The organism is Candidatus Phycosocius bacilliformis (assembly GCF_003112735.1).
GTDB classification, from domain to species: Bacteria; Pseudomonadota; Alphaproteobacteria; order Caulobacterales; family Aquidulcibacteraceae; genus Aquidulcibacter; species Aquidulcibacter bacilliformis.
Map to the genome: position 1 here is coordinate 414,373 of NZ_BFBR01000002.1, position 23,758 is coordinate 438,130.

General features: G+C 56.3%; 24 protein-coding genes. 11 read left to right on the forward strand and 13 right to left on the reverse strand.

Annotated elements, in window-relative coordinates; translation table 11 throughout:
• The first annotated feature begins 89 nt into the window (after positions 1-89).
• Positions 90-3,302, forward strand: a complete 3,213-nt coding sequence (carB, locus tag PbB2_RS05275; protein ID WP_108984227.1) for a carbamoyl-phosphate synthase large subunit — start codon at positions 90-92, stop codon at positions 3,300-3,302.
• Between the two features lie 53 nt (positions 3,303-3,355).
• Complete coding sequence (gene greA / locus PbB2_RS05280) at positions 3,356-3,829, forward strand: transcription elongation factor GreA (protein ID WP_108984228.1); 474 nt, start codon at positions 3,356-3,358, stop codon at positions 3,827-3,829.
• Positions 3,830-3,904: 75 nt separating this feature from the next.
• On the opposite strand, the gene PbB2_RS05285 is transcribed toward greA, so the two are convergent.
• The 3 genes from PbB2_RS05285 to PbB2_RS05295 all read right to left on the reverse strand — a co-directional run bounded on the left by PbB2_RS05285 (position 3,905) and on the right by PbB2_RS05295 (position 6,037).
• Positions 3,905-4,546 carry a CoA transferase subunit B gene (locus PbB2_RS05285; protein WP_108984229.1) on the reverse strand — a complete coding sequence of 214 codons (642 nt, stop codon included), beginning with the start codon at positions 4,544-4,546 and terminating at the stop codon, positions 3,905-3,907.
• On the reverse strand, positions 4,546-5,250 hold the full coding sequence (locus PbB2_RS05290; protein WP_108984230.1) for a CoA transferase subunit A: 705 nt from the start codon (positions 5,248-5,250) through the stop codon (positions 4,546-4,548). The genes PbB2_RS05285 and PbB2_RS05290 overlap by 1 nt, the downstream gene beginning before the upstream one ends.
• A 94-nt stretch (positions 5,251-5,344) precedes the next feature.
• Positions 5,345-6,037, reverse strand: coding sequence for a class I SAM-dependent methyltransferase (locus PbB2_RS05295; RefSeq protein ID WP_108984231.1), 693 nt, complete (start codon positions 6,035-6,037; stop codon positions 5,345-5,347).
• Positions 6,038-6,177: 140 nt separating this feature from the next.
• Between PbB2_RS05295 and PbB2_RS05300 the strand changes: the two genes are divergently transcribed.
• Positions 6,178-7,278 (forward strand): glycoside hydrolase family 5 protein, encoded by a 1,101-nt coding sequence (locus PbB2_RS05300; RefSeq protein ID WP_108984232.1) that lies wholly within the window; start codon positions 6,178-6,180, stop codon positions 7,276-7,278.
• Positions 7,275-8,432: an acyltransferase family protein gene (locus PbB2_RS05305; RefSeq protein WP_108984233.1), complete on the forward strand. Its 1,158-nt coding sequence runs from the start codon at positions 7,275-7,277 to the stop codon at positions 8,430-8,432. Before PbB2_RS05300 ends, PbB2_RS05305 begins: the two co-directional genes overlap by 4 nt.
• Positions 8,433-8,459: 27 nt before the next feature.
• Here PbB2_RS05305 and PbB2_RS05310 read toward each other — a convergent pair whose 3' ends face one another.
• On the reverse strand, positions 8,460-9,368 hold the full coding sequence (locus PbB2_RS05310; RefSeq protein WP_133245725.1) for an energy transducer TonB: 909 nt from the start codon (positions 9,366-9,368) through the stop codon (positions 8,460-8,462).
• Between the two features lie 272 nt (positions 9,369-9,640).
• Positions 9,641-11,197: an acetyl-CoA acetyltransferase gene (locus PbB2_RS05315; RefSeq protein WP_192576179.1), complete on the reverse strand. Its 1,557-nt coding sequence runs from the start codon at positions 11,195-11,197 to the stop codon at positions 9,641-9,643.
• Positions 11,198-11,476: 279 nt separating this feature from the next.
• On the opposite strand from PbB2_RS05315, the gene PbB2_RS05320 reads away from it, so the two are divergent.
• The 4 genes from PbB2_RS05320 to PbB2_RS05335 all read left to right on the forward strand — a co-directional run bounded on the left by PbB2_RS05320 (position 11,477) and on the right by PbB2_RS05335 (position 14,193).
• Complete coding sequence (locus PbB2_RS05320) at positions 11,477-11,815, forward strand: P-II family nitrogen regulator (RefSeq protein ID WP_085339145.1); 339 nt, start codon at positions 11,477-11,479, stop codon at positions 11,813-11,815.
• Between the two features lie 64 nt (positions 11,816-11,879).
• Positions 11,880-13,289: a type I glutamate--ammonia ligase gene (gene glnA / locus PbB2_RS05325; RefSeq protein ID WP_108984235.1), complete on the forward strand. Its 1,410-nt coding sequence runs from the start codon at positions 11,880-11,882 to the stop codon at positions 13,287-13,289.
• Between the two features lie 73 nt (positions 13,290-13,362).
• Positions 13,363-13,566 (forward strand): hypothetical protein, encoded by a 204-nt coding sequence (locus PbB2_RS16025; RefSeq protein WP_108984236.1) that lies wholly within the window; start codon positions 13,363-13,365, stop codon positions 13,564-13,566.
• 48 nt (positions 13,567-13,614) lie between these two features.
• Entirely contained in the window at positions 13,615-14,193 is a 579-nt protein-coding gene (locus PbB2_RS05335) for a transglycosylase SLT domain-containing protein (protein ID WP_108984237.1), read from the forward strand.
• Positions 14,194-14,203: 10 nt separating this feature from the next.
• Here PbB2_RS05335 and PbB2_RS05340 read toward each other — a convergent pair whose 3' ends face one another.
• The 3 genes from PbB2_RS05340 to PbB2_RS05350 all read right to left on the reverse strand — a co-directional run bounded on the left by PbB2_RS05340 (position 14,204) and on the right by PbB2_RS05350 (position 17,391).
• Positions 14,204-15,094 carry an alpha/beta hydrolase gene (locus PbB2_RS05340; protein WP_238164863.1) on the reverse strand — a complete coding sequence of 297 codons (891 nt, stop codon included), beginning with the start codon at positions 15,092-15,094 and terminating at the stop codon, positions 14,204-14,206.
• Between the two features lie 66 nt (positions 15,095-15,160).
• A complete protein-coding gene (locus PbB2_RS05345; RefSeq protein ID WP_108984238.1) occupies positions 15,161-16,321 on the reverse strand; it encodes an L-dopachrome tautomerase-related protein in 1,161 nt (386 codons plus the stop codon).
• A gap of 38 nt (positions 16,322-16,359) precedes the next feature.
• Positions 16,360-17,391 (reverse strand): NAD-dependent epimerase/dehydratase family protein, encoded by a 1,032-nt coding sequence (locus PbB2_RS05350; protein ID WP_108984239.1) that lies wholly within the window; start codon positions 17,389-17,391, stop codon positions 16,360-16,362.
• A gap of 117 nt (positions 17,392-17,508) precedes the next feature.
• On the opposite strand from PbB2_RS05350, the gene PbB2_RS05355 reads away from it, so the two are divergent.
• From PbB2_RS05355 to PbB2_RS05365, 3 genes are all read left to right on the forward strand, one after another.
• Positions 17,509-18,072 carry a TetR/AcrR family transcriptional regulator gene (locus PbB2_RS05355; protein ID WP_192576180.1) on the forward strand — a complete coding sequence of 188 codons (564 nt, stop codon included), beginning with the start codon at positions 17,509-17,511 and terminating at the stop codon, positions 18,070-18,072.
• 134 nt (positions 18,073-18,206) lie between these two features.
• A complete protein-coding gene (locus PbB2_RS05360; RefSeq protein ID WP_108984322.1) occupies positions 18,207-19,007 on the forward strand; it encodes an enoyl-CoA hydratase/isomerase in 801 nt (266 codons plus the stop codon).
• Positions 19,008-19,037: 30 nt separating this feature from the next.
• A complete protein-coding gene (locus PbB2_RS05365; protein WP_108984241.1) occupies positions 19,038-19,964 on the forward strand; it encodes an AEC family transporter in 927 nt (308 codons plus the stop codon).
• Here PbB2_RS05365 and ygfZ read toward each other — a convergent pair whose 3' ends face one another.
• The 5 genes from ygfZ to PbB2_RS05390 form a co-directional block, all read right to left on the reverse strand.
• Entirely contained in the window at positions 19,965-20,822 is an 858-nt protein-coding gene (ygfZ, locus tag PbB2_RS05370) for a CAF17-like 4Fe-4S cluster assembly/insertion protein YgfZ (protein WP_108984242.1), read from the reverse strand. It abuts the gene before it with no gap.
• Between the two features lie 9 nt (positions 20,823-20,831).
• Complete coding sequence (gene pip, locus PbB2_RS05375; RefSeq protein ID WP_108984243.1) at positions 20,832-21,824, reverse strand: prolyl aminopeptidase; 993 nt, start codon at positions 21,822-21,824, stop codon at positions 20,832-20,834.
• A gap of 86 nt (positions 21,825-21,910) precedes the next feature.
• Positions 21,911-22,912 carry an alpha/beta fold hydrolase gene (locus PbB2_RS05380; RefSeq protein WP_305790444.1) on the reverse strand — a complete coding sequence of 334 codons (1,002 nt, stop codon included), beginning with the start codon at positions 22,910-22,912 and terminating at the stop codon, positions 21,911-21,913.
• Complete coding sequence (locus PbB2_RS05385) at positions 22,905-23,282, reverse strand: DUF423 domain-containing protein (RefSeq protein WP_238164864.1); 378 nt, start codon at positions 23,280-23,282, stop codon at positions 22,905-22,907. Before PbB2_RS05385 ends, PbB2_RS05380 begins: the two co-directional genes overlap by 8 nt.
• Positions 23,279-23,707: a PaaI family thioesterase gene (locus tag PbB2_RS05390; RefSeq protein ID WP_108984244.1), complete on the reverse strand. Its 429-nt coding sequence runs from the start codon at positions 23,705-23,707 to the stop codon at positions 23,279-23,281. The genes PbB2_RS05385 and PbB2_RS05390 overlap by 4 nt, the downstream gene beginning before the upstream one ends.
• Positions 23,708-23,758 lie beyond the last annotated feature (51 nt).

The window sequence follows — 23,758 nt, forward strand, 5'->3', positions numbered from 1 at the left end:
TCCAAGGCCCTCCCAGCGTGCTATCCGCTCGGGAGGGCTTTTTGCGACTGGCACCCAGACATGACCCCGAAGTTTGAACGGACACCTCCATGCCCAAACGCACAGACCTGAAATCAATCCTGATCATCGGGGCGGGCCCCATCGTGATTGGTCAAGCGTGCGAGTTTGATTATTCAGGCGTGCAGGCCTGCAAAGCTTTGAAAGAGGAAGGCTTCCGGGTCATTCTGGTCAATTCCAACCCTGCCACAATCATGACCGACCCTGAGCTGGCCGATGCGACCTATGTCGAGCCCATCACGCCGGAGGTGGTTGAACTCATCATCGCCAAGGAACGCCCCGACGCAGTCTTGCCGACCATGGGTGGGCAGACCGCGCTGAATTGCGCTTTGACGCTGGAGAAAAACGGGGTTCTGGCCAAGTATAATGTCGAAATGATCGGCGCGAAGGCTGACGTCATCGAAAAGGCCGAGGATCGCCTGAAGTTCCGCGACGCCATGGATAAGATTGGGCTGGAGAGCCCAAAGTCGAAAATCGCCCATACAATTGATGATGCCATGGCCGCGCTGCCATTTGTCGGCTTGCCTGCCATCATCCGGCCCAGCTTTACCTTGGGCGGCACGGGCGGCGGCATTGCCTATAATGTCGATGAGTTTAAGCGCATCTGCGCCAATGGCATTGCGGCCAGCCCGGTCGGCGAAATCCTGGTGGAAGAAAGCGTTCTGGGCTGGAAAGAGTATGAGATGGAAGTGGTCCGCGACAAGGCGGATAATTGCATCATCATCTGCTCAATTGAGAATATCGACCCCATGGGGGTCCACACGGGTGATTCGATCACGGTGGCCCCGGCCCTCACCCTGACAGACAAGGAATATCAGCGCATGCGCGATGCGTCGATCGCGGTTCTGCGCGAGATCGGGGTGGAGACCGGCGGCTCCAACGTGCAATTCGCCGTCAATCCAGCCGATGGCCGCATGACCGTGATTGAGATGAACCCGCGTGTGTCACGCTCTTCGGCCTTGGCATCCAAGGCCACCGGCTTCCCCATCGCCAAAGTCGCTGCCAAGTTGGCGATTGGCTATACGCTGGATGAAATCGCCAATGACATCACAGGCGGGGCCACCCCGGCCTCGTTTGAACCCTCGATTGACTATGTCGTCACGAAAATCCCCCGTTTCGCCTTTGAAAAATATAAGGGTGCGGATACGACTTTGACCACCTCGATGAAGTCGGTCGGCGAAGCCATGGCGATTGGCCGGACATTTCAGGAAAGCTTCCAAAAGGCCCTGCGGTCACTCGAAACCGGGCTGGATGGCTTTGACCCCCATCTGGAAGTCGGCCATGACCGCGACGCCTTGCATCAAGCCCTGACCATTCCCAGCCCGACCCGCATTCTGGTGGTTGGCCAGGCGTTGCGGACCGGCATGAGCGTTGAGGAAGTCCATGCGGCGAGCAAGATCGACCCCTGGTTCCTTGACCAATTTGCTGAGTTGATCGCCACTGAAAAGAAGCTGGAAGCCTTAGGCCTGCCGCAGACCAGTGCAGACTGGCGCTATGTGAAGGCTCAGGGTTTTTCCGACAAGCGCTTGGCCAAGATTGCTGGCAAGAGCGAGGTCGAGGTGCGCACATTGCGCCGCGCAGCCGGGGTACGCCCTGCCTATAAGCGGATTGACACCTGTGCGGCAGAGTTTGCCTCGCCCACGCCCTATATGTATTCCACTTATGAGACCGAATGTGAGGCTGCCCCCTCAAATGCCCGCAAAATCATCATTCTAGGCGGAGGTCCCAACCGGATCGGCCAAGGGATTGAGTTTGATTATTGCTGTTGCCATGCCGCTTTCGCCTGCGAAGAATTGGGCATTGAGAGCATTATGGTCAATTGTAACCCCGAGACCGTCTCGACCGATTATGACACGTCTGATCGGCTCTATTTTGAGCCCTTGACCGCGGAAGATGTGCTGGAAATCATCGAGACCGAAAAGCAAAGTGGCACGCTAATGGGTGTCATCGTGCAATTTGGTGGTCAGACACCGCTCAAACTGGCTCACCCGTTGGAGCAGGCTGGTGTGCCGATCTTGGGTACCAGTGTGGATGCCATCGACATTGCCGAAGATCGTGAGCGTTTCAAGGCCCTGCTGAACGACCTCAATCAATTGCAGCCACGCAATGCCATCGCGCGCACCGAGGCCGAAGCCGTGTTGGGTGCCCAAGCCGTTGGTTATCCTGTGGTGCTGCGCCCCTCTTATGTGCTGGGTGGACGGGGCATGGAAATTGTCCACGATCAGGCAAGCCTTGAGCGCTATGTGCGCGAAGCGGTGATCGTCTCCGGCGATAATCCTGTTCTGATCGACCAATATCTGCGCGATGCCATTGAAGTCGATGTTGATGCCCTGTCGGACGGGACCGATGTGTTCGTGGCTGGCATCATGGAGCACATCGAGGAGGCGGGTATCCATTCTGGTGACAGCGCCTGCGCCCTGCCGCCTTATACCTTGTCTGAGGATGTGATTGCCCGCATTGAGGCCCAAACCATTGCCATGGCCAAGGGCCTCAATGTGGTGGGCCTCATCAATATCCAATATGCCATCAAGGACGACACAATCTATGTGTTGGAGGCCAATCCACGCGCGTCGCGCACAGCCCCCTTTGTGGCGAAGGCCGTCGGTATTCCTGTGGCGCGGATCGCCGCCAAATTGCAGGCAGGAGAGAAACTTTCCAGCTTCGGATTGAAAAGCAAGAAACTCAATCATGTCGCTGTAAAAGAGGCTGTTTTCCCATTTGCACGCTTTGCAGGTGTGGACCCAATTCTGGGGCCGGAAATGCGCTCAACCGGGGAATGCATGGGCATAGATGGCGACTTTGGCCATGCCTTCCTGAAGTCGCAATTGGGTGCCGGAATGCGCCTGCCAACCAGCGGAACCGCCTTCCTCTCGGTGAAAGACAGCCATAAACCTGCCTTGGTTGACCTCGGTCGCAGCTTCGTGCGCTTGGGCTTTAAGCTGGTTGCCACAGAAGGCAGCGCCAAAGTGTTGCGCGATGCCGGTGTGCCGGTTGAGCGGATCAATAAAGTCATGGAAGGCCGCCCTCATATCGTTGATGCGATGATCAATGGGGATATCCAATTGGTCGTCAACACGACTGAAGGGGCCCAGTCGCTGGCCGATAGCTATTCCATCCGGCGCACGGCTTTGGTCTCAAATATCTCCTATTACACCACGATTGCCGGGGCACGTGCTGCCGTCATGGCCATCGAAGCTGCCGAGGTTGAAACACTGCAGGTTAAGCCACTGCAAGCATATGCTTGACGAAAGGCCCGGCGACCACCACTCTATAGGCCCCTTTTTGTGGAATCCCCCTTATGGAAAAGATCCCAATGACTGCAGAGGGCCATGCGGCCCTCGATGCAGAACTGAAACGTTTGAAGACAGATGAACGCCCCGCCGTGATCGGGGCGATCTCTGAGGCGCGCTCGCATGGCGACTTGTCAGAGAATGCCGAATATCATGCTGCCAAAGAGCGGCAGTCTTATATCGAAGGCCGGATCGCCGAGCTGGAAGACAAGCTGGCGCGCGCCCAAGTGATCGACGTGTCGAAACTATCAGGCACCAATGTGAAATTTGGCGCCACCGTCACGGTGATTGACGAAGATACCGACCAGAAGGCTGTCTATAAGATCGTCGGTGAGGATGAGGCCGATGTGAAGCTCGGCAAAATCTCCATCACCTCCCCCATCGCCCGGGCCATGATTGGCAAGGAAGAAGGCGATGTGGTTGAAGTGGCCGCACCCGGCGGGTCAAAAAGCTATGAAATCGTGGCGGTGAACTGGGCCTAAGCCCCATGTTGGATCAGCGTGTTGGATCAGCGCGCGAGATAAATCGGGCCCCTGCTTCAGGGGCCCGTTTTTGTGTCAAAGGCGGACGTCAAAGGTCGCTTCGGTTTTGGCCGTGACCTCATCAAGGCTCACGCCTGTGGCCAATTCGATCAGTGACATGCCCCCTGCCTTGCGGTCGATTGAAAATACCGCAAGGTCAGTGATGACAAGATCAACCACACGCTGGCCGGTCAGTGGCAGGTGACAGCGGTGCAGCAGTTTCGGTGCACCATCCTTGGCAGTGTGTTCCATCACCACCACACAGCGGCGAACGCCAGCCACCAGATCCATGGCCCCACCCATGCCTTTGACCATCTTGCCCGGCACCATCCAATTGGCAAGATCGCCGGTTTCCGACACTTCCATTGCGCCCAAGATGGACAAATCAATATGGCCGCCCCGGATCATGGCGAAACTGTCGGCGGAGGAGAAGTAAGAGGTTTGGGGCAATTGGGTGATAGTCTGCTTGCCGGCATTGATCAGATCAGCGTCCTCCTCGCCCTCAAATGGAAACGGCCCCATACCGAGCATGCCGTTTTCACTTTGCAGCGTGACAGTCATCCCTTCAGGAATATGATTGGCCACCAATGTGGGAATGCCAATGCCAAGATTGACATAAAATCCATCGCACAACTCTTTGGCCGCGCGGGCGGCGAGATCATCGCGGGTCCAAGGCATCACACGGCCTCCTTCTTGATCACGGTGCGTTGTTCGATGCGCTTTTCGAAGCTGCCTTGCACCAGACGCTTCACATAAATACCCGGTGTATGGATTTGGTCAGGGTCGAGGCTGCCAACGGGCACAATTTCTTCCACTTCAGCCACACAGATTTTGCCAGCGGTGGCCATCATCGGGTTAAAGTTGCGCGCGGTTTTGCGATAAACCAGATTGCCCGCGGTATCGGCCTTCCAGGCTTTCACCAAAGACAAATCCGCCTTCAAGCCCGTCTCGAGAATATAGGTTTCGCCGTCAAAGTCCTTGTGTTCCTTGCCCTCGGCGATTTTCGTGCCAACACCGGTCTTGGTGTAAAAGCCAGGTATTCCTGCCCCTCCCGCCCGAATGCGTTCAGCCAGCGTGCCCTGCGGATTGAACTCAAGCTGCAATTCCCCGGACAGAAATTGGCGCTCAAACTCTTTATTCTCGCCGACATAGGAGGAGATCATCTTACCAATCTGGCGGGTCTCTAGCAGGAGCCCAAGGCCGAAGCCGTCCACCCCCGCATTGTTGGAGATCACGGTGATCCCCTTCACGCCACTGTCGCGCAGCGCCAGGATAAGATTTTCAGGAATGCCGCACAGGCCGAAGCCGCCAGACATCACAATCATGCCGTCAAAGGTCAGGCCTTCGAGAGCGGCGGCCGCATTGGGGTAAATCTTTGTCACGGGTTGAAGCCCTTCGATCCGGTTTGCCCATCATCAGGGACCTGTGTCTTGGCAAACCCGGCTGCATTTGTCGAGCCGGATGCGACAATCGGGCTCAGGCTGGCCGGCCGGTGCGCCGTCGGACTGCTGTGATGGACTTGGTCAAACCTGCGACTTTTTCCAGCACAAGTTCTGCATCGGGAAAGAGCTCGGCCATCTGGGCTTGATTGAGCAAACGCCAATCAGGCTGAACATTGGACACCCACACTTTGCCCAAGCCTGCCATCAGCTTGCGCTGAACCGGACGCGGCAGAAAAATGACCGGCTGGGGCAGCATTGAATGCTGCTCAAGCGGAAAGTCGACATTGGGGGTCTGAACGAAATAGCCATCGGTAATGCGGCGCAGTTCGGCGGCAAATCGGGCCTGATGGCCTGCAGCAATCTGGTCGAAGGTCGCATTGTCATCCATCGCCAGCATGGTCTGTTTTGGCCCGGTGACATGCTCAATCACCGAAGAACAAAATACGATGTCAAAGGCCTGATCCTCAAATGGCAGGGTTTCTTTCGACCCATCAAGCTCCATGGTTTCATAGCCGAATTGCGCGCGGGCTGCCTCTAAGTCCGGGGCCCAATGATCGGCGATCACCACGTTCTTGTGCCCGGGTAGAATGGCATTGAAATGACTACCATCCCCGCCGCCCAGGTCCAAAATCCGATGGTGTGGTTCAACCCCCATCAGCGCGACAAATTGAGCGCCACGACGGGCCCGCGCGGTGGCTGAAATCGACCGAAGAAAGGATTTGATCACTGAACCATGCCTTTAAATGGCCGTTCGAGGCAGACAAAGAAGCTGCCTTTCATAGCTTAGTCGAAGTAAAGGAACCCATAATAGATCTAAATGCGGCACATGATTTGCACGGATAGGCCGCAAAAGCCCCAGAGGTTATCATGACTGACGAGCGATTGACGAAAGCGATGAAGCCCGCGGCTGCACTTAAGCGCCGCCTCCGCCTTGCCCTCGGCCTTGGTACCATTGGCCTCGGCGCAGGACTGGGTATCGCAGTGGCTCAAGGCGTGTGGATGATGACTGGTGCGAGCACCGCCCAAGCCGCGCCAGCGGTCGTGCGCGCGCCATTGCCAATCGAAAACTGCATCAATGTGGCTGGTGCCTTGGAAGCGCCCAATGAAGGCGACTGGGGTTATCGCATCCGGCGACGCGATCTAGCAACGATCCGGGCAGCAGGCTTTGACACTATTCGCGTCCCGATCAAGTTTTCCGCCCACGCGCTTGAAACGGCTCCCTATACGATTGACCCTCAATTCCTTGCCCGCATCGATGAAGTTGTCGCTTGGGCTCTGGAAAATGACCTCACCATCATCCTCAATCTGTGCCATTATACTGAGCTGTTTGAAGATCCAGATACTCATGAGCCTCGCCTGATCGCCCTATGGGCTCAGATTGCCAAGCGCTATGCCAACGCATCCCCAAAGGTGATGTTCGAGCTGATCAATGAGCCGCAAGAGGCGTTTTCAGGCCCGCGCGTCAACCGTGTGCAAGCCGAAGCCTTGGCTGTCATTCGCAAAACCAATCCCACCCGCACCGTGATTTTCGCGGGTGACCAATGGGGTAACATCAACGGCATGGACAATCTGGAATTGCCCAATGACCCCTATGTGGCCGGCACAGTTCATTATTATCAGCCGTTTGAGTTTACCCACCAAGGTGCAAAATGGATGGACAATCCCCCGCCCGCTGGACGCCTGTGGCCGCGCCGTGGGGAAATGGCTGAGCATGCTCATGACATGGCGCGCATTGCTGAATTTCGCGCCCGCATCCAAGCTCCTGTGCTTTTGGGCGAATATGGGGTTGGTGTGGAGGTGCCCATGAGCCTGCGGGCCGATTGGACCCGGGCCATGAGCCGCGCATTTAAGGAAATGAACATGCCTGCCTGCTATTTCAATTTCACGGGCGGCTTTGATTCTTATGATCGGAGTGTCGAGCGTTGGCATGCCCCCATTCTCGAAGCGCTTGAGTTGAACAAGAAGTGACCAATTTAGCCCTCCCCCGAAAGGACACACCCTTCACTGGTGCCATCAATTTCAAGGCCAGCAGCGGCTATCTGCCAGGCTTGGACGGTCTGCGCGCCATCTCAATCCTGCTGGTTGTCATTGCCCACACGGGCTTTGAGAACCTGATACCCGGCGGGCTTGGCGTCACCGTGTTTTTCTTTGTGTCGGGCTTTCTGATCACCCGAATCCTGGTGGCCGAACAGACCGAAACCGGCGGCTCCATCGATCTGGGTGGCTTCTATTTGCGGCGATTTTTGCGCCTTATGCCAGCACTTGTATTCTTCCTGATCGGATCTTGGCTGATGCTGGTCCCATTTGGTGTCGCGATACATCCGTCCCATGTCGGTGCCGCATTATTCTATTTCATGAATTATTTCGAGGTGGTCCAGCCTTGGTTTGGTTGGCCAGAGCGCACCGTGCCATGGGGACATTTGTGGTCGCTGGCGGTGGAAGAACATTTTTATTTGGTGTTTCCCGCCGCGCTCCTGCTGTTTGGCCGCACACATCAAGCGCGCCTCACTCTGATTGTCGGGGCTATCATGGTGTGCGCTCTATGGCGCTTTTATGCGGTTCTGGTCTTGGGCCTGCCCCATGAACACACCTATTATGCCACAGACAGCCGTCTGGAGAGCATTGCCTGGGGCTGTCTATTGGCCATTTTGTTTGACGGTGCGCCGCGCACCGGCGCGAAATTAGCCCTCTTGCGCGGTTGGCTGTGGGTTGGCGTGGCGAGCGTGATGATCCTGATCACCCTCGTTTATCGCGATGAGACCTTCCGCGAGACCTGGCGCTATACGCTGCAAGGAATTGCCTTGCTGATCCTTGTGCTCAACCTCTATGTGCTGCGCAGCCTGCGCTTTGGCCTTGATATTTTAGAGTGGGGACCGTTGCGCTGGATCGGACGGTTGTCCTATTCGCTCTATCTCTGGCACGTGCCGGTCATCTGGATTGCCCGCGACATCATGTTGGGCGACCCCAACAGCTTAGAGCGATTGCCGCCCTTGGGCATTGTGCTGGCCATTGGGGTGAGCTTTGTGTGTGCGTGCGTCAGCTATTATGCCGTCGAGAAGCCGCTTCTTGGACTGCGCAAGCGCTTTGGCGCCCGACCGGTTGAAGGCCTACAGCGAGCCTGAGAACCCGCATTGATGCTCAAAGACCCCTTACCATGCGCGGAACAAGACCAAAACCGGACGGCCGGTCCTGCAGGCGGGATCAGATAAGCCTGATCCCGAGAAAGTCATACCCCGAGCCGCTCGCTCGGTCATGATGGCGAAGTCCACTGAGGGTGTATAGGCGGTCGAGACAATCTTGCTTGCCCGGCCGTCAGGGCCAACATCGACACGCATCATGACCCCGCCGGATCGGTTCGAAAAGATCGCCATGATGGGGTAATCGGGCAGGTTCGCCTCCCAATTATCAATTTTGATCGGTGTATCCTGGTATGGACACTGGCCCGCAGTCCCGCCCCTATTTTGCGTTTCAGCAAAATGCCCCGACATAGCATCAGCCCGGGATTTTTCCGCCCCGCGTAGGCTGGCATAGGTGATCGTCCGCCACATAAAGAGCTGATCCCAAGTTCGGTCCCAGGTTTCATCGGCCATTGGCTTGGGTGGCCCATAGTCCTGGCGGGCGTCCAGCGCCTGCTTGTAGGCGAGCTCCCGTTCACCCTTAGCCATAAGGGCTTGCATACGAACTTGATGGCCCAGCGCACGAACACGCGCTGCCTGCGGATCCAAGCGCCCTTCCAACAACGCCAGACCTGTCTTGACCTGCCTGAGAGCCCGGTCATTCTTTCGGTCGGTGACGTCTTGATCGCCAAGCAGGAAATAGGCTTTCGCGCGCTCATCGGCGCTGGCCAATTGATCCTTCGTTAAGGCTTGGCGAAGCGCCTGTGACGCACCAGCCCGCTCGTTGGCTCCAGCTTGAAGATAAGCCTGATTGGCCAGCCGCAATTGGCCCGATATCGCGGTCTGGGCTGAAAGAGGACTGCTGGACAAAGTTAAAGCCAAGCAGATCACACCCACGCCTTGAAGAGCGAACTTCCAAGAGAAACGACTATTCATTGCCATCAAACGCACTCCAACAATCTCATGGGTTTTATGACAGGTTGCACGGCTGTCAATCACCCCCATAAGTCACATCAAATTGAAGATCGCTCGACGAATTAAATGCCCCGGCAGAACATTCTGCCGGGGCCGCAAAGAAGGACGCAGACAAGGTGGACGATTGGGCCGCCACCTTGTGCTGCTATGGATTTCAGATGAACACGAGGGACGGGATGGTCCATCTGCTATCCACATGCCCACACTAATTTAGGCTGGTTGAACCCAAGCTGAACAGATCAGGCAGCCGCACCTGCTGGCACGAATATATTCATATCCCCCTCTTGGTGGACCCGCCCCGCTCGGCCAACTCCCTCGCTCGCTTCCAGATCAGCCATGATGGCGGTGTCGCCTTTGGGCGTGTTGGCAACAAAACGTTGCCCGTGACTGTCTCGTCCAATGACGATGCCCATCCGCATGCCGTCGCGGGCATGCACAATTGTATAGGCCTCAATCACACCATCACCTTGCGGGGTCTCAACGATGCTGGGTGCGGCCATGGCATCAATTTCGTGCTGATAAGTTGATTTGGCCGGTCGCGACCAATGACCGGCCGTTGGTGTCGTCGAATAAATGCCGAAAGCATGCTTTGTCAGGAACCAGCCATTGGCATTGAGGAAGCCATACGCCCCCGGTTTGGCCCGACAGCGGTGGATCATTTCAACGATACCATGCATGGAGTAATTATTCCCCGGCCCGCCAAAGTAAGGCAGCCCTCCAGTTAGGGTCAGGCCGCGCGGATCATCGGTGGCCAAGCCAATTTCCTGACACGCGATCTCCACCGCAATCGGGAAACAGGAGTAAAGGTCAAAGAAAGCCATGTCTGAAAGGCTTTTCCCTGCCATGGCAAAGGCCTCGCGCGCACCAATTCGCATGGCGGGGCTTGAGTGATAATTCACCCGCTCAAGAATGTTCCATTTCTCAATCGTATCGGCACACCCATGCAGAAACACCATCTGGGCGGGATCAATTCCCAACGCGCAGGCATGCTCATAACTGGCCAAGATCACGGCGGCAGATTGGTCAACCTGAATGATGGCATTCAAACGCTTGGGATAGGGAAAACCAACCATGCGATTGGAGGGATCAACTTGGGAAAGCGAGTCAGGGCTCTGGACTTTCGGGAACCAGGCAAAGGGATTGCGCGACGCCACTTCGGTAAATGGCGCAAACAAGGCACCCATGGCTGACTGATGGTCGCTTAAACTGCGGCCCAGATGCGCCCGGTAAGCATTTTCAAACATAGGATAGACATTGGCGGGGAATTCCAGTCCGTGGCGGGCTTCATAGCGACTGCAGCCATCGCGGCCATCGCCAAACATGGCTGGGACTTCCTCATCGTCGATCTGATGCCCTGCCAATGCGGCAAACTCACCTGCTTGCATGAGCTTCATCATCGAACCCAGGAATTCTGCCCCTGCCAGAAGCACAAATTTGTTCTGGCCCGCAGCAATTCGCTCAGCCGCCTCATTAACGAGCGCCTGGGGCGTATTGCCGCCAACATGGGTATAGGTCTTCCAAGCTGGCGTCGCACCCAGCGCAGCGGCCAAGGCATTCGGCGGGTTCTTGGCACGCGGGATCGGCATGCGGCTGAGATTGCCACCTGCATCAATGGTAAAGCCGACAACTGCCAGTCCATCCAGTTGGGCTAAATGCCCTGCGGCCAAACCTGCGTCCTGAGCGGCTGATTGGGCCGCCAACTTGCACAGGTCGATCGGGGTTGGGCAAGCCTCAGCGGGGCCGCGATAGGTGAATTGCCCCCCGCCAATCAGCACGGGTGTGCTGGGATGGATCATGTTTGTCTCCCTGAAGAATGCTCTTGATGAGTCTGGTTCGCTGCTCAGATAGGGTCATTTCTGAGACAAGTCGAGTTGCTTAAAGTTTAATCAGCATGTGCAAAATTATTGAGCAATCACCGACAAGTGCCCGGTGCGCTCAGGGCGCAAGGTCGCAGGCATGGGAGGAAGAGACTATGCCCGAGCCTGAAGTCTAGGAAGGTGCTTCCAGACAGGTTAGGTGCGGGCCGTCCAACGTCCCGGCGGGCCTGGGAAGTACCGCAGATGCAGGCGGAATCTATGAAAAAGATCGAAGCGATTATCAAGCCGTTCAAGCTCGATGAGGTCAAAGAAGCGCTGCAGGACCTGGGCCTTCAGGGCATGACAGTGGTTGAGGCCAAGGGCTTTGGCCGTCAAAAAGGCCATACCGAGCTTTATCGTGGAGCCGAATATGTCGTCGACTTCCTACCAAAGCTTAAGCTTGAAGTCGTGGTTGGCGATGATCAGGTTGATGCAGCCGTTGAGGCCATCACCAATGCTGCCCGCACCGGTCGCATTGGCGACGGCAAGATCTTTGTGTCCGACATCAGTCATGTCGTGCGCATTCGTACCGGGGAATCAGGGATCAACGCCGTTTGAGGCCCGCGCCCCGGAACCCCATTGACTGACCCTACAATCCAACAGGCTTTTCAGGAGAGAACCGATGTCGAAGTTTGACAAGGTCATGCAGCAGATCAAGGACGATGAAGTCCAGTATGTAGATTTTCGGTTCACCGATCCGCGCGGCAAGATGCAGCACGTTACCTTTGACGTGGACATGGTTGATGTCGACCTTCTCGAAGAAGGTGTGGCCTTCGACGGTTCGTCAATTGCCGGTTGGAAAGCCATCAATGATTCCGACATGATTATGCTGCCCGATCCCGACAGCGTGACCATCGATCCATTCTACCAGCAAACCACCTTGGCCATTGTCTGCGATGTGGTGGTGCCTGGCACCCTGAAGCCCTACAATCGCTGTCCCCGCGGCATTGGCAAGCGGGCTGAAACCTATTTGAAGTCCAGCGGCATCGGCGACACCGCCTTCTTTGGCCCTGAGGCTGAATTCTTCGTTTTCGACGACGTGCGTTGGAATACCGACCCGCACAATACCGGCTATTCGTTTGACTCAACCGAACTGCCATTCAACACGGGCAAGGCCTATGAGGGCGGCAACCTCGGCCACCGTCCAGGCCCTAAGGGCGGCTATTTCCCGGTTGGGCCGATCGACTCTGCCCAAGACCTGCGCGGTGAAATGCTGCAAGTGATGAAAGAATTGGGTCTTGAGCCTGAGAAGCATCACCACGAAGTCGCCCCCGCTCAACATGAGCTTGGTTTGAAGTTCCAAACTTTGACCAAAATGGCCGACTATATGAACCTCTACAAATATGTGATCCAGAACGTCGCTGCTGCCTATGGCAAGTCCGCGACCTTCATGCCCAAGCCCTATTTCAAGGACAATGGCAGCGGGATGCACGTGCACCAGTCGATCTGGAAGGGCGGCAAGCCGTTGTTCGCGGGCGACCAATATGCCGATCTGTCTGAGAATTGCTTGTATTACATCGGCGGCATCATCAAGCATGCCCGTGCGATCAATGCCTTCTCCAACTCCTCGACCAATTCCTACAAGCGTTTGGTCCCCGGCTATGAAGCCCCAGTGATGCTGGCTTATTCGGCCCGCAACCGGTCAGCCTCGATCCGCATCCCTTACACCACCTCGCCAAAAGCCAAGCGCTTGGAAGCCCGCTTCCCAGACCCAATTGGCAATATGTATCTGACCTTTGCAGCCCTTCTGATGGCAGGCCTTGATGGGATTGAAAACAAGATCCATCCCGGCGACCCATTCGACAAGGACCTTTACTCGCTGCCTCCTGAGGAGCTTGAAGGCGTGCCAACGGTCGCTAAATCGCTTGATGAGGCCTTGGACTCCTTGAACGCCGACCGCGACTTCTTGAAAAAGGGCGGCGTGTTCGATGACGACATGATCGACGCTTATATCGAACTCAAGCGCGAGGAGTGCGAGCGTTTGAATATGCATCCCCACCCTGTCGAATTCGACATGTATTACAAGATGTAAGCTTCAAAAGCTTAGACTTGACCATCGTGAAGCCCGGCAGCCTCTGGTTGTCGGGCTTTTTTATACTGAGCAAATGGTTACCAACATTCACGCAATTTTAAATAATGTCCGCTTAGCTAGACGAGCTGATGACACCACCATCTTGTTGTCAGTTGGACCGCCTTCTGAAGTGAAGGTCATTGATTTCATCAATTGGCCTTCGCTTCTTTTTTCTGGCGCAGAAAATGCCCGCATTGTCGGTTTTGTAACCATGTTTGGCGATACTGGGTCCCGCTGAATGGGTGGCAGGCAAGCCTGCCGAACCGCTCCGTGGGAGGCTCGTAAGATGAAACACCAGCTTGCACTAATCTGTGCTGTTGCCATTTTGGCGGGTTGTGCCTCCTCGGCACCCCCTTCTAACATTGCCGATGCCTGTGCGATTTTGGATGAGAAGGGACGCTGGGAAGACCATGTGTTTGATGCCGCGCGAGATTGGTCAATTTCTCCAGGCGTGATCCTTGCCTTTATTCGCCAGGAAAGCAGCTTTCGTCAGGATGCCCGCCCGCGCGATAAGAATGGGAAACTTTTGTCGACGGCCTACGGCTATTCTCAAGCCTTGGACGGCACTTGGGCAGACTATACCCGCGCCCGTGGCGGAGCCAAGCGGAAGAATTTTGGCGATTCTGCAGATTTCATTGGTTGGTATCTCGACCATATCTCACGACGCACCGGCATCGCCAAAACGGATACCCGCAATCTCTATCTGGCCTATCATGAAGGCCCGGCAGGTTTCCAACGCCGCACCTTTGCCAGCAAGCCTTGGCTGAATGATGTCGCCAGCCGCGTCAGCAGCCAAGCTGCCATTTATGACGGCCAATTGCGTCGTTGTGAGGCACGGCAGATGCGAAAACTCGCCAGCAATTGAGCTGGCTCGACTAGAGCGTTGCTTTAAAATGTTGGGCCAATTGATCAGCACTGGCCGAAATCAAGTCCGCATCATCATAAAAATCGGTTTGTCCGCGCGAGATTAGCCATTCCAAGCTTTTTGGCCCCGGCAGGGCATCGTAGAACGCCCGTGCCCAATTGGGGGAAAGCGCCTTTTCCGAATGAACCATATGAACCGGCACTTGGATACGCGGTGCTGCTATTTGCACATCAAACGGCAAGAAATGCTCGCGTGACATGATGGCAAAGGCATTGCGATAATTGGGAACAGCAGCCCGCTGGGTATAATAATCGACCGTATCGGCTGTTTGCATGGCCGCATCGCCCTCCAGCGCTGCGGCTGGTATGCTTAGAACTTCACCGGTGCTTTCGTAGTGCAACCGCGCCTGTCTGCCTTGTGCGACCCGTGCATCAAAACCTTCAGGATCATTCGCCCGCATCGCTTTCGGGTCGCGATAATAGCCAGCAACAAGGCCAAGGCTGCGGATACGTGCGTCGCCCGCAGCTAAGGTCGCGGCATAGCCACAGCCAAGGCAAATCGCCGCTGCGCCTAGTCGGTTCGGATCAATGCCTGGCACGTCAACTGCCAATGCGTCCAAGGCCGCGGCGAGGTCTTCAACCTTCCAACGCCAATTCTCGTAATTCTGAGGGGCTCCCCCACTCTGCCCATAGGTGCGATGATCAATCGCAAGGGCAGCGATGCCGCGTGCAGCCAAGGCAGCCGCGTAAACGCCTGTCACCTGCTCCTTTACACTGGTCATGGGGCCAGCAACCACCACCACTGAACCAGTCGCACCTTCGTCTGGCAGATGCAGATCGCCAACCACTGAGTCGCCGCCGACGGAGAAAACCATGCGCTGGATCATAATCGGTCCTTGCATCCGCTCACATGCGGGTTGACGTCGTTCTAGCTTTCCGCCTGCATGGGTCAAGGCAAAAACGTGCCCTCACTGACCGGCAGGAGCGGTCCCATCGGCCTTGAAGCGGAACACATAATAAGGCCCTGACTTTCGGATATGGTCCCGCGATTTCATCATGACATCGGGAATATTGCTGTCAGCCACATAGACATAGTTGTCAGGACCAAAACTCAAGCCATCAGGCCAGCGCATTTTGGGGTGCCCGGCCAAAGCGGTCAGCTTTTTATTGGTGTCCAGCTTCCAAATAATCCCATCCTCAATGCCGGTCAGATAAATATTGTTTTCCCGGTCGATTGTCAGCCCATCGGCTTGCGGGCGATTGGCGTAAAATTCGACCCGCTTGGCCAATTCAGCTTCCGACAAGTCGCCGTTCATCAGGTCTGAAACTTTAACCCGCGACAAGGTTTTGCCGGACATCGGCCCGACATAGAGCCATGTTCCTTCCCGATCGAGCGCGATGGGGTCAAAGGCTGGGTGAAACCAGAAGAGATTATTGCCCAATGGTTGCATGTGACGGCCTTGGGCAAAGACAGCATAAGGCTCTGCCATAATGGCTGGATGACGGTCGAGCACACGCCGAGCCGAGCCACTTTCGATATCCACAATGACCAAACCAGGATGACGATTGAACACGCCAATGTCGGCAATGAAGATGGTTTTGCCAGCGGGATCGATTTGCATATCTTGCAAATAGGAGCCCACCCCTGCGACCTCTTTGGGCAATTTGATCTGGCGTATCGCCCGATTGGTCGCCAAATCCACACACACCAATCGCGCGCCAAATAGACCATGCTCGCCATGATCAATGCTCCAAAGCCGGTTCTTGGAATCAATACGGAGATTGAAGACTGACCCGTAAGACGGCTTGTCTGGATCGGGCGTCTGCATCGCCAGATTTGGATAGGGTCTTGGCTTGCCATCAACCCATTCAAGAACCTTGATGTCGGGATGGCTCTCGGCATGATAGGTGAAGAAAATGCGGCCATCTTGGGACACAGCAATGTTGCCAGGTGGCTCGGCTAGGGTTGCAACGATGTCGGCCCGAATGCGTGGGGTAGGCTCAGCCAAGCGCGGGAAACGATCACCCTGCCCGCCAAAATTCAGAAAAAACCAGACAAGGAAGCCACCAATCAGGACCACGAGGGCAGTGATTATCCAAATAGCTCCGCGAACGAATTTGAGCGCCATGCACGCCTCCTGCTGAAACTCTCGCTGTAATGGATCACTCAAATGGACTTTAGATGGCCGTGTCTGATCAGGTCATGCACCGTGTCGATGATGGTTTGATCGACGTCGCGGAACCCAATCCCCAAATCCCGCTGGATTTTGGTGTTATCAAAGCGTGGAACCCGGCCCAAATGGGTGCGCAGATAGGATCCAACCCCTGCCGGTTGAGCATAGGACATCAACGTCATCAGTCCGGTCCCGAAACCACCAGACAAGTCTAGCTTTGGTAATTTGGCTTGGGGCGCACCCGCTTTGGCCAGAAGACTAACCAAATGGGCCATGTTGCGATTGGCAGCTGCACAGATATAGCGGCCTTGGGCATTCGGCGCAGCAAGTGCGCGGACATGTGCGTTTGCAACATCACGCACATCCACAAATCCCCATTCAAGCGCCAGAATAGCGGGATAAACCCCCGCGGTAACATCAACCAGAATCTGATTGGATGTATTGATCTCGGCCGACAAGGACGGGCCGATCACCATGAATGGATTGATCACCACCAGATCAAACCCCGGCTTCTCGCGCGCCATAAACTCCCAAGCCGCCCGTTCAGCCATGGTCTTGGAAAAGTAATAGGCATTGCGCGTTAGAGAAGATTTATCGTTCCAGTCGGATTCTGTCAGCACTCTACCATCGGGTTCATCGGTAATGGCGGCCATTGACGAGGTCAAAACAACCCGCTTGATTCGGCTTGAACGAGCCGCCGCGCGCAGCAATGACAGTGTTCCTTGCACCGCTGGATCGACCAAATCGCGTTGGGGGTCCTTGACTGTCAGCACATAAGGACTGGCCATGTGCAGGACGAAATCGACATCGAGAAAATCCGAAAACGGGTCTTTTGACATCAGATCGGCGGCTACCATGCGTAAACCCGTCTCAGCCCGTGGCAAAGCACGTAAATGCGCGGTTCTGACAGGATCGTCTGGATTGCGTACTGTGCCGATCACCTGCTTGCCCTCCGCCAAAAGCTGAGCAATGCTGTGGCTTACAATGAAGCCATTCGCACCCGTGACCAAAACCTGTTCTGCCATTTGACTTTCTCCTCGCGCACCACGAGCCGCGTCCAAAAATCTTACGATGTGAACAAAGAAATGACAAGTCGTTCAAATTCTCAAGATAAAAAGCCTTGGTCCTTTGAACCTGCCCCCATGACACCGGTCCGCGCGGCACGGCGCACTAAAGTGGTTCAAGCGGCTTTGACTGTGTTCGTTGACCATGGATTTCGCGGGACTACGATGGAAGCCATTGCCGAAGCGTCAGGCATGTCCAAAGTCACCATTTATGGCTATTTCCGAGATAAGGAAGCCGTGTTTAAGGCGGTAGCAGAGCATGTGGCCCTGCGCCTCAAGGAAGCCGCAGAGCATGGGCTGGCCGGTAAAGGGCAATTGCAGGATCGGGTTGCCTCAGCCCTGATCGCCAAACAGGTCATGGTACTTGAATTGATCCGACGATCCGAACACGCCGCGGACTTATTTGCCGCGAAAGACACCCACGCATCTGCCTGTTTTGAGGCGATTGACCAGGACATCCGGGACAAGATCGCCCAAGCCATACAGACGCAAGGGCGCCCTCGGGCAAAAGCACAGCAATTGGCCCGCGTCGCCTTTGCTGCCGCCAATGGCATTGCTGAAAGTGCTTTGGACAAAGCCCAGCTCACCAGCGACATTCAGCTTCTGATTGCCAGTATAATCCCACCGATGCCGAAGGCCTGATTGGCCCCGTTGTAGGACCTTCCCTCGCCTGACTTTGTGCACTAGGCTTTGGTGTTCCAGCCGTTTGGCGGCTGCCAACCACCACAGAAGCCCGCCCCTTGAGATCGGGCCCAACAATGCTTTGGGAGACAATGATGTCGGACTTTCAGAAACTGCTATACGCGCTGGACGGTGATGTGGCGATCATCACCTTGAACGATCCGGCCACATTGAATGCCTGTGGACTGGACATGGCACGCGACATGACCGCTGCCTTCGATCGGGCGGCACAAGAAGCCCGCGCCATCATTTTGACCGGTGCCGGCAGGGGCTTCTGCTCTGGGGCCAACCTCGGCGCAACCGCTTCAAACATCAATGGATCCCCAGAGCCTGGGCAATTGGATGCCGGTGCGGCGCTTGAAAGCATTTATAATCCGCTGGTGACTGCCATCCGCAATCTACCCGTGCCCTTCATTACCGCCGTGAATGGGGCTGCTGCGGGGATTGGCTGTTCATTCGCGCTGTTGGGCGATTTGATCCTGGCAAGCGAGAATGCTTATTTCCTGCAGGCATTCCGCCGGATTGGCTTGGTACCCGATGGCGGCTCCACCTATATGCTGGCGCGCGCCATTGGCCGCGCCCGCGCGATGGAGATGATGCTTTTGGGCGAGAAATTGCCTGCTGCGCGGGCACTTGACTGGGGCTTGATCAATCGACTGACACCGCCAGACCACTTGATGGAGCAGGCCTTGGTCCTTGCCCGGGAATTGGCGTCTGGACCGACCAAAACCCTGTCGATGATCCGACAAGCAGCGTGGGATAGTCTGGATAATGATTGGGCGGACCAATTGGATCTTGAACGCCGCCTGCAGCGGGAAGCTGGGCGGACGGATGATTTCCGCATTGGTGTGATGGCCTTTTTGTCCAAACAGCCCGCCCAATTCACCGGCCGCTAATAGCGGCCATGCACGCGGCGGCAAGCCAGCATGGATAGTTTGTGGATCACCTTGCCGATCTTTGCCCTGATCGGCCTTGGGTGGGCAGGTGCGCGGCGGGGTCTGTTTGATGGGAAAACCGCTGCAGGTCTTTCTCAATTTGTCTTCTGGCTTGCTTTCCCGGCCCTGCTTTTAACCTCCATGGCCAAGGCCCCTGTGCCTGGGCCTAACCACGGCCAGATCATCTTGGTCTGGTTGGGTGTGTTGCTGGGTGGTCATTTGGTTGGGCGTGGCGTGGCCTGGATTTTGGGGCATGGCGCTGAACGGCAGGCCGGCATTGGTTTTGCCTCCTCATCTGGCAATACCGCCTTTCTGGGCACGGCTCTGCTTGCCAGCCTGTTTGACCATCATGTTATGGCGCTGGCGGCTGCTTTGGTCGCGGTTGAAAACATCTTGGTCGTGGGTCTGGGCGTCGCAGGTCTTTATGCGGCCAAGCCAGCGGTGGATAGCAAGGCTGTGGTCCGCGCCATGTTGGGCGGCCTTTTCAATCCAGTCAGCCTTGGGGCGCTGATCGGCTTTGCCCTCGCCCTCACCCAGATAAGCCTGCCTGCATCGCTGATGCGGCCTTTGGATATGCTCGGGGCCGCAGCCAGTCCCGCGGGACTGGTCGCTTTGGGCATTGTGATGGCAACCAGTCAAGGCCAAGCCACTCCCCAATCCTGGCAGGACGTCTGCGTTGTGGTACTGACCAAATGTGCCTTAATTCCGCTGGCCATGTGGTTTGGTCTTCAGGCCATTGGTGCGGATCGGACGTTTATTCTTGCTGCCACTTTGCTGGCAGCCTGCCCCAGTGCCGTCAATGTCTTCATCCAAGCCCGACAGGCGGGCATCTGGGCGGCCACCGCTGCCCGCGTGGTCTTCATCACGACGTGTGTCTCGTTAGTGGGGCTCAGCCTGATTGCCGGCTTGGCAAACTGATCAGTCAGCGCTGGACATTTGGGGGACGACCATCCAGTCCGGCGGGGTCAGTTTTATGGGCTGTCCATCGACCGTCAGAACGTGACCGTCTGCGCGCGCCTTTTCCACCCGGTCAAAACGGATCAGGGCCAGACCTTGACCGGGACTGGTTGTGCGGATGCGCCCTACCTCCCAGCCATCGGCGCTTATTGGGGCATCAAAGGCGGGCTCTGGTCCAGCAAACTCAATCCGGCAGAGCTTAGACCGCACTGTCGTGCGGCGCTTCATGCGGCTGGTCATTTCCTGACCGACATAACAGCCCTTCTTGAAATCCACCCCACCCATCTCATCCATCAGACCTTCAAGGATAAAATCCTTTTCGGTCAACAGGTCGCGGGCAAGGTCGGGCACTCCCAATCCATGACGTTGGGCGTCATAGCGGCCGAGAGCCGCCTCTGACTTTGCCACAGGAACAAGACCGGCTCGCGGCCCCATAAACCGGTGCGGCATATCAAGATGTCGGGGATCGGCATAAACGCTGACATCATCAGGTAAACCTGTGCGATCCCAGACTGCCCCCACCGCCCAATCGGCTGAGAGATTTTCAATCATGGCCTTGGCGCGCAGGCGATACATCATCAGTCGCCGGGTCAGGTTTTCAGGCTCGGGCACGTCCAGCAGATACGTGTCAGCCTGTGGCGACAGGATGTAGACATCGGCCAAAAACTTACCCTGTGGGGTCAAGAGTGCGGCAAATATCGCCCGATCAGCCCCCGCTTCACCAACATTGCGGGTGAACAGACCGTCGAGCAAAGCTGCCGCGTCAGGCCCTGATACGCGCACCACTCCTCGGTTCTCAAACAGGACAAGATCAGTCATGAAACCAATTTAGGTCAGCTTGGAGCCGGTTTCAAACCTGGCTGCCAAATGGTCGGTTGCGCGCACCAATGCGTCGACAATACCGGGTTCAAGGCTCGCATGGCCGGCATCGCCAATAATCTCCAGCTCAGCGTGGGGCAGGACCTTTTTTAGGGCCCAGGCTGAGGATAAGGGTGTCAACACATCATAACGCCCATGGACGATATGGATCGGGATGTCGGTCAGAACCGCTGCGTGATCCAGCAACCAGCTATCGGTTTCCAGAAAACCCTTATTGACGAAATAATGGTTTTCAATGCGCGCAAAGGCTTCCACAAAGCGGTCTTCTTCAAACCGGTTGGGACGCGCATCGGGGCCACGCATTGACAGGCAATCGCCTTCCCAGCGTGCCCATGCACGCGCAGCTCGGAGCCGGGTTTCCCGATCCTCACTGAAGAGACGCTTGTGGAAAGCGGCAACAATATCGCCACGTTCCTCCTCAGGAATAATGCCGACATAATGCGCAAATGCGTCGGGGAACAGATTGCTGGCCCCATATTGATAGAACCAAGAGATTTCGGCTTGGGTGACAAGGAAGATGCCGCGCAAAGTCAGGCCCAAAACGCGATCTGGATGGGTGATGGCATAGGCTAAAGCCAGTGTTGAGCCCCATGACCCGCCAAACACCGCCCAACGTTCGATGCCCAGGTGCTCGCGAATGCGCTCGATATCAGCCACCAAATCCCAGGTCGTATTCTCGCGAATTTCAGCATGGGGCGTGGACTGCCCACAGCCGCGCTGATCAAACCCAATAATCCGCCATTTCTGAGGATGAAAGAAGCGGCGCATATCCGGGCTCATGCCACCACCTGGTCCCCCATGCAGGCAAATCACCGGCACGCCATCACGATTGCCGGCTTGCTCGACATAAAGCGTGTGCAGATCGCTGACAGCCAATCGACTGGTCTGAAACGGCTCGATCTGGGGATAGAGCGCGCGGCGGATGGAGGCGGAGTCGGCCATGGAAACCCTTCAAAATCAGTCTTTGCTTAGTCCGGCTTGGTGCCGGACGCAAGGCAAGCCAAGGTCAAGCGGCAACCACGCTTCGGTCAGCCGAAGCGGGCCTTCATCCATGTGATGATCGCCTGATTGGTCTCTTCGGGTTTTTCTTGCTGGGTCCAATGGCCGCAGCCCGCGATCAGCACTTTATCGAGATTGGGGACATATTTTTCCATGCCATCGGCCGCTGAAGGCGGCAGCACAACATCATTTTCAGCCATGATCATCAGGCTGGGCTGGAGCACAAGATCGGCAATATCAGCACTGTCGAGCCAATTGCGGGTAAAGTTGCGATACCAATTAAGACCACCGCGAAACCCGGTCCGTGTGAAGGTATCGACATAAACAGCATGCTCTTCAGGGTTCAAGAGCGGGTTGGCTGCCTTGGTCTTGCCAAAGCTTTGCAGAGCCAGCTGGAAGGCATGGTTGCGCTTGTCCTGAGGGCGGGCATCAAACTCCACCGGCGAGACAGTCGAGCGGCGCATGTAGAAGCGGAAAGTCTTGTCAATGTCGGCTTCAAGAATGGCTTCCATGGCACCGGGCTTTTGGAAGAAAATGATGTAATGATCCGGACCGAAGCGCCGTTCATAAAGCGCGATTGGGTCAATCGGTGGGCGCTTGGTATAAGGTGTATTGACCCCAATGACCCCGGCGACGCGGTCTGGCCGCCGTGTCGCCATGGCCCATACGATGAGCCCGCCCCAGTCATGGCCGCAAAACACAGCCCTTTCGATGCCCTTGGCATCCAGCAAAGCAGCCAGATCACCTGTCAGCGTCGCCAGATCATAGGCCTCGATGGCATCAGGTGCCGATGTCAGGCCATAGCCACGCAGATCAGGGGCAATAGCCCGCAGCCCGGCCTTGGGAAGGCCAGTCAGTTGGTGCCGCCAGGAAAATGCCAGTTCCGGATAACCATGACACAGAACAAGGGGCGGACATTGGCTGGGCGTATGGCTATCCCATACCGCCATATCAATGCCATTAACCGGCAGCATCTCGGGCTCTGATAGCCCAAACCGAGACCAATCGATCCGGCAAACATCATCAGGCATCGGTCGTATCCTTGTGGCTTAAGCAGGCAAAAGCCAGGACCAACCAGCCTGCCAGAAGGCTCAGCCCGCCCATCGGGGCTGCCATCGCAATCAATCGCGGTGCACCTAAGGCCAGCGCATAAAGCGACCCAGCAAACAGACAAATACCCACCCCAAAGAGCAGGACGGCCTGCTTGGCACGTCGATAGCCCTGATCCTGCAGCCAGATGGCTGCGAACATGGCCAGTGTATGCGCCATATGCTGGCTGCTGCCCGTGACAATCCAAGCCTTGGCCTTGGGATCACTCACACCGTGTGCGCCAAAGGCCCCGATGGCAACCGCCAAAAAGCCTGACAGGCAGATCAGCCCAAATGTTTGCTGTCGCGTCACGCTGCCCCCGTTTGTTCACCATGGGATTGAGGCGGGATTGAATAAGTCACCACAGAATGGGCCACCAAATCCTCCTCCCCGTCTGAATGGATAGCCACATCCATCACCGCCAAGCTTTTGCCCAGCTTCATCATGCGCACATCAGCGATCAGATCTTTCGGTTTTGGTTTGCGCATGAAGTGAATTGACAAATTGGTGGTCACCGCGAGCGGTTGAAACCCAATGGCTGACAAGACCAATGCATAGGCGGCTGTATCCGCCAAGGCCATCATAGTCGGCCCGGATAAGGTACCGCCGGGGCGGATCTGGTGGGGGTGATAGGCAATACGGCAGCGCGCCGTTTGACCATCTGCAGCCTCAACCACGGGCGGTTGACCGCCTGAAAAGGCCTGCTTGAGGAATTGATTGATCTCGTCGGCTTTCATGACAACAGGCTAGACCGGGTCATGAGTCAGGTCCAGCCTTGCAGGAAAACG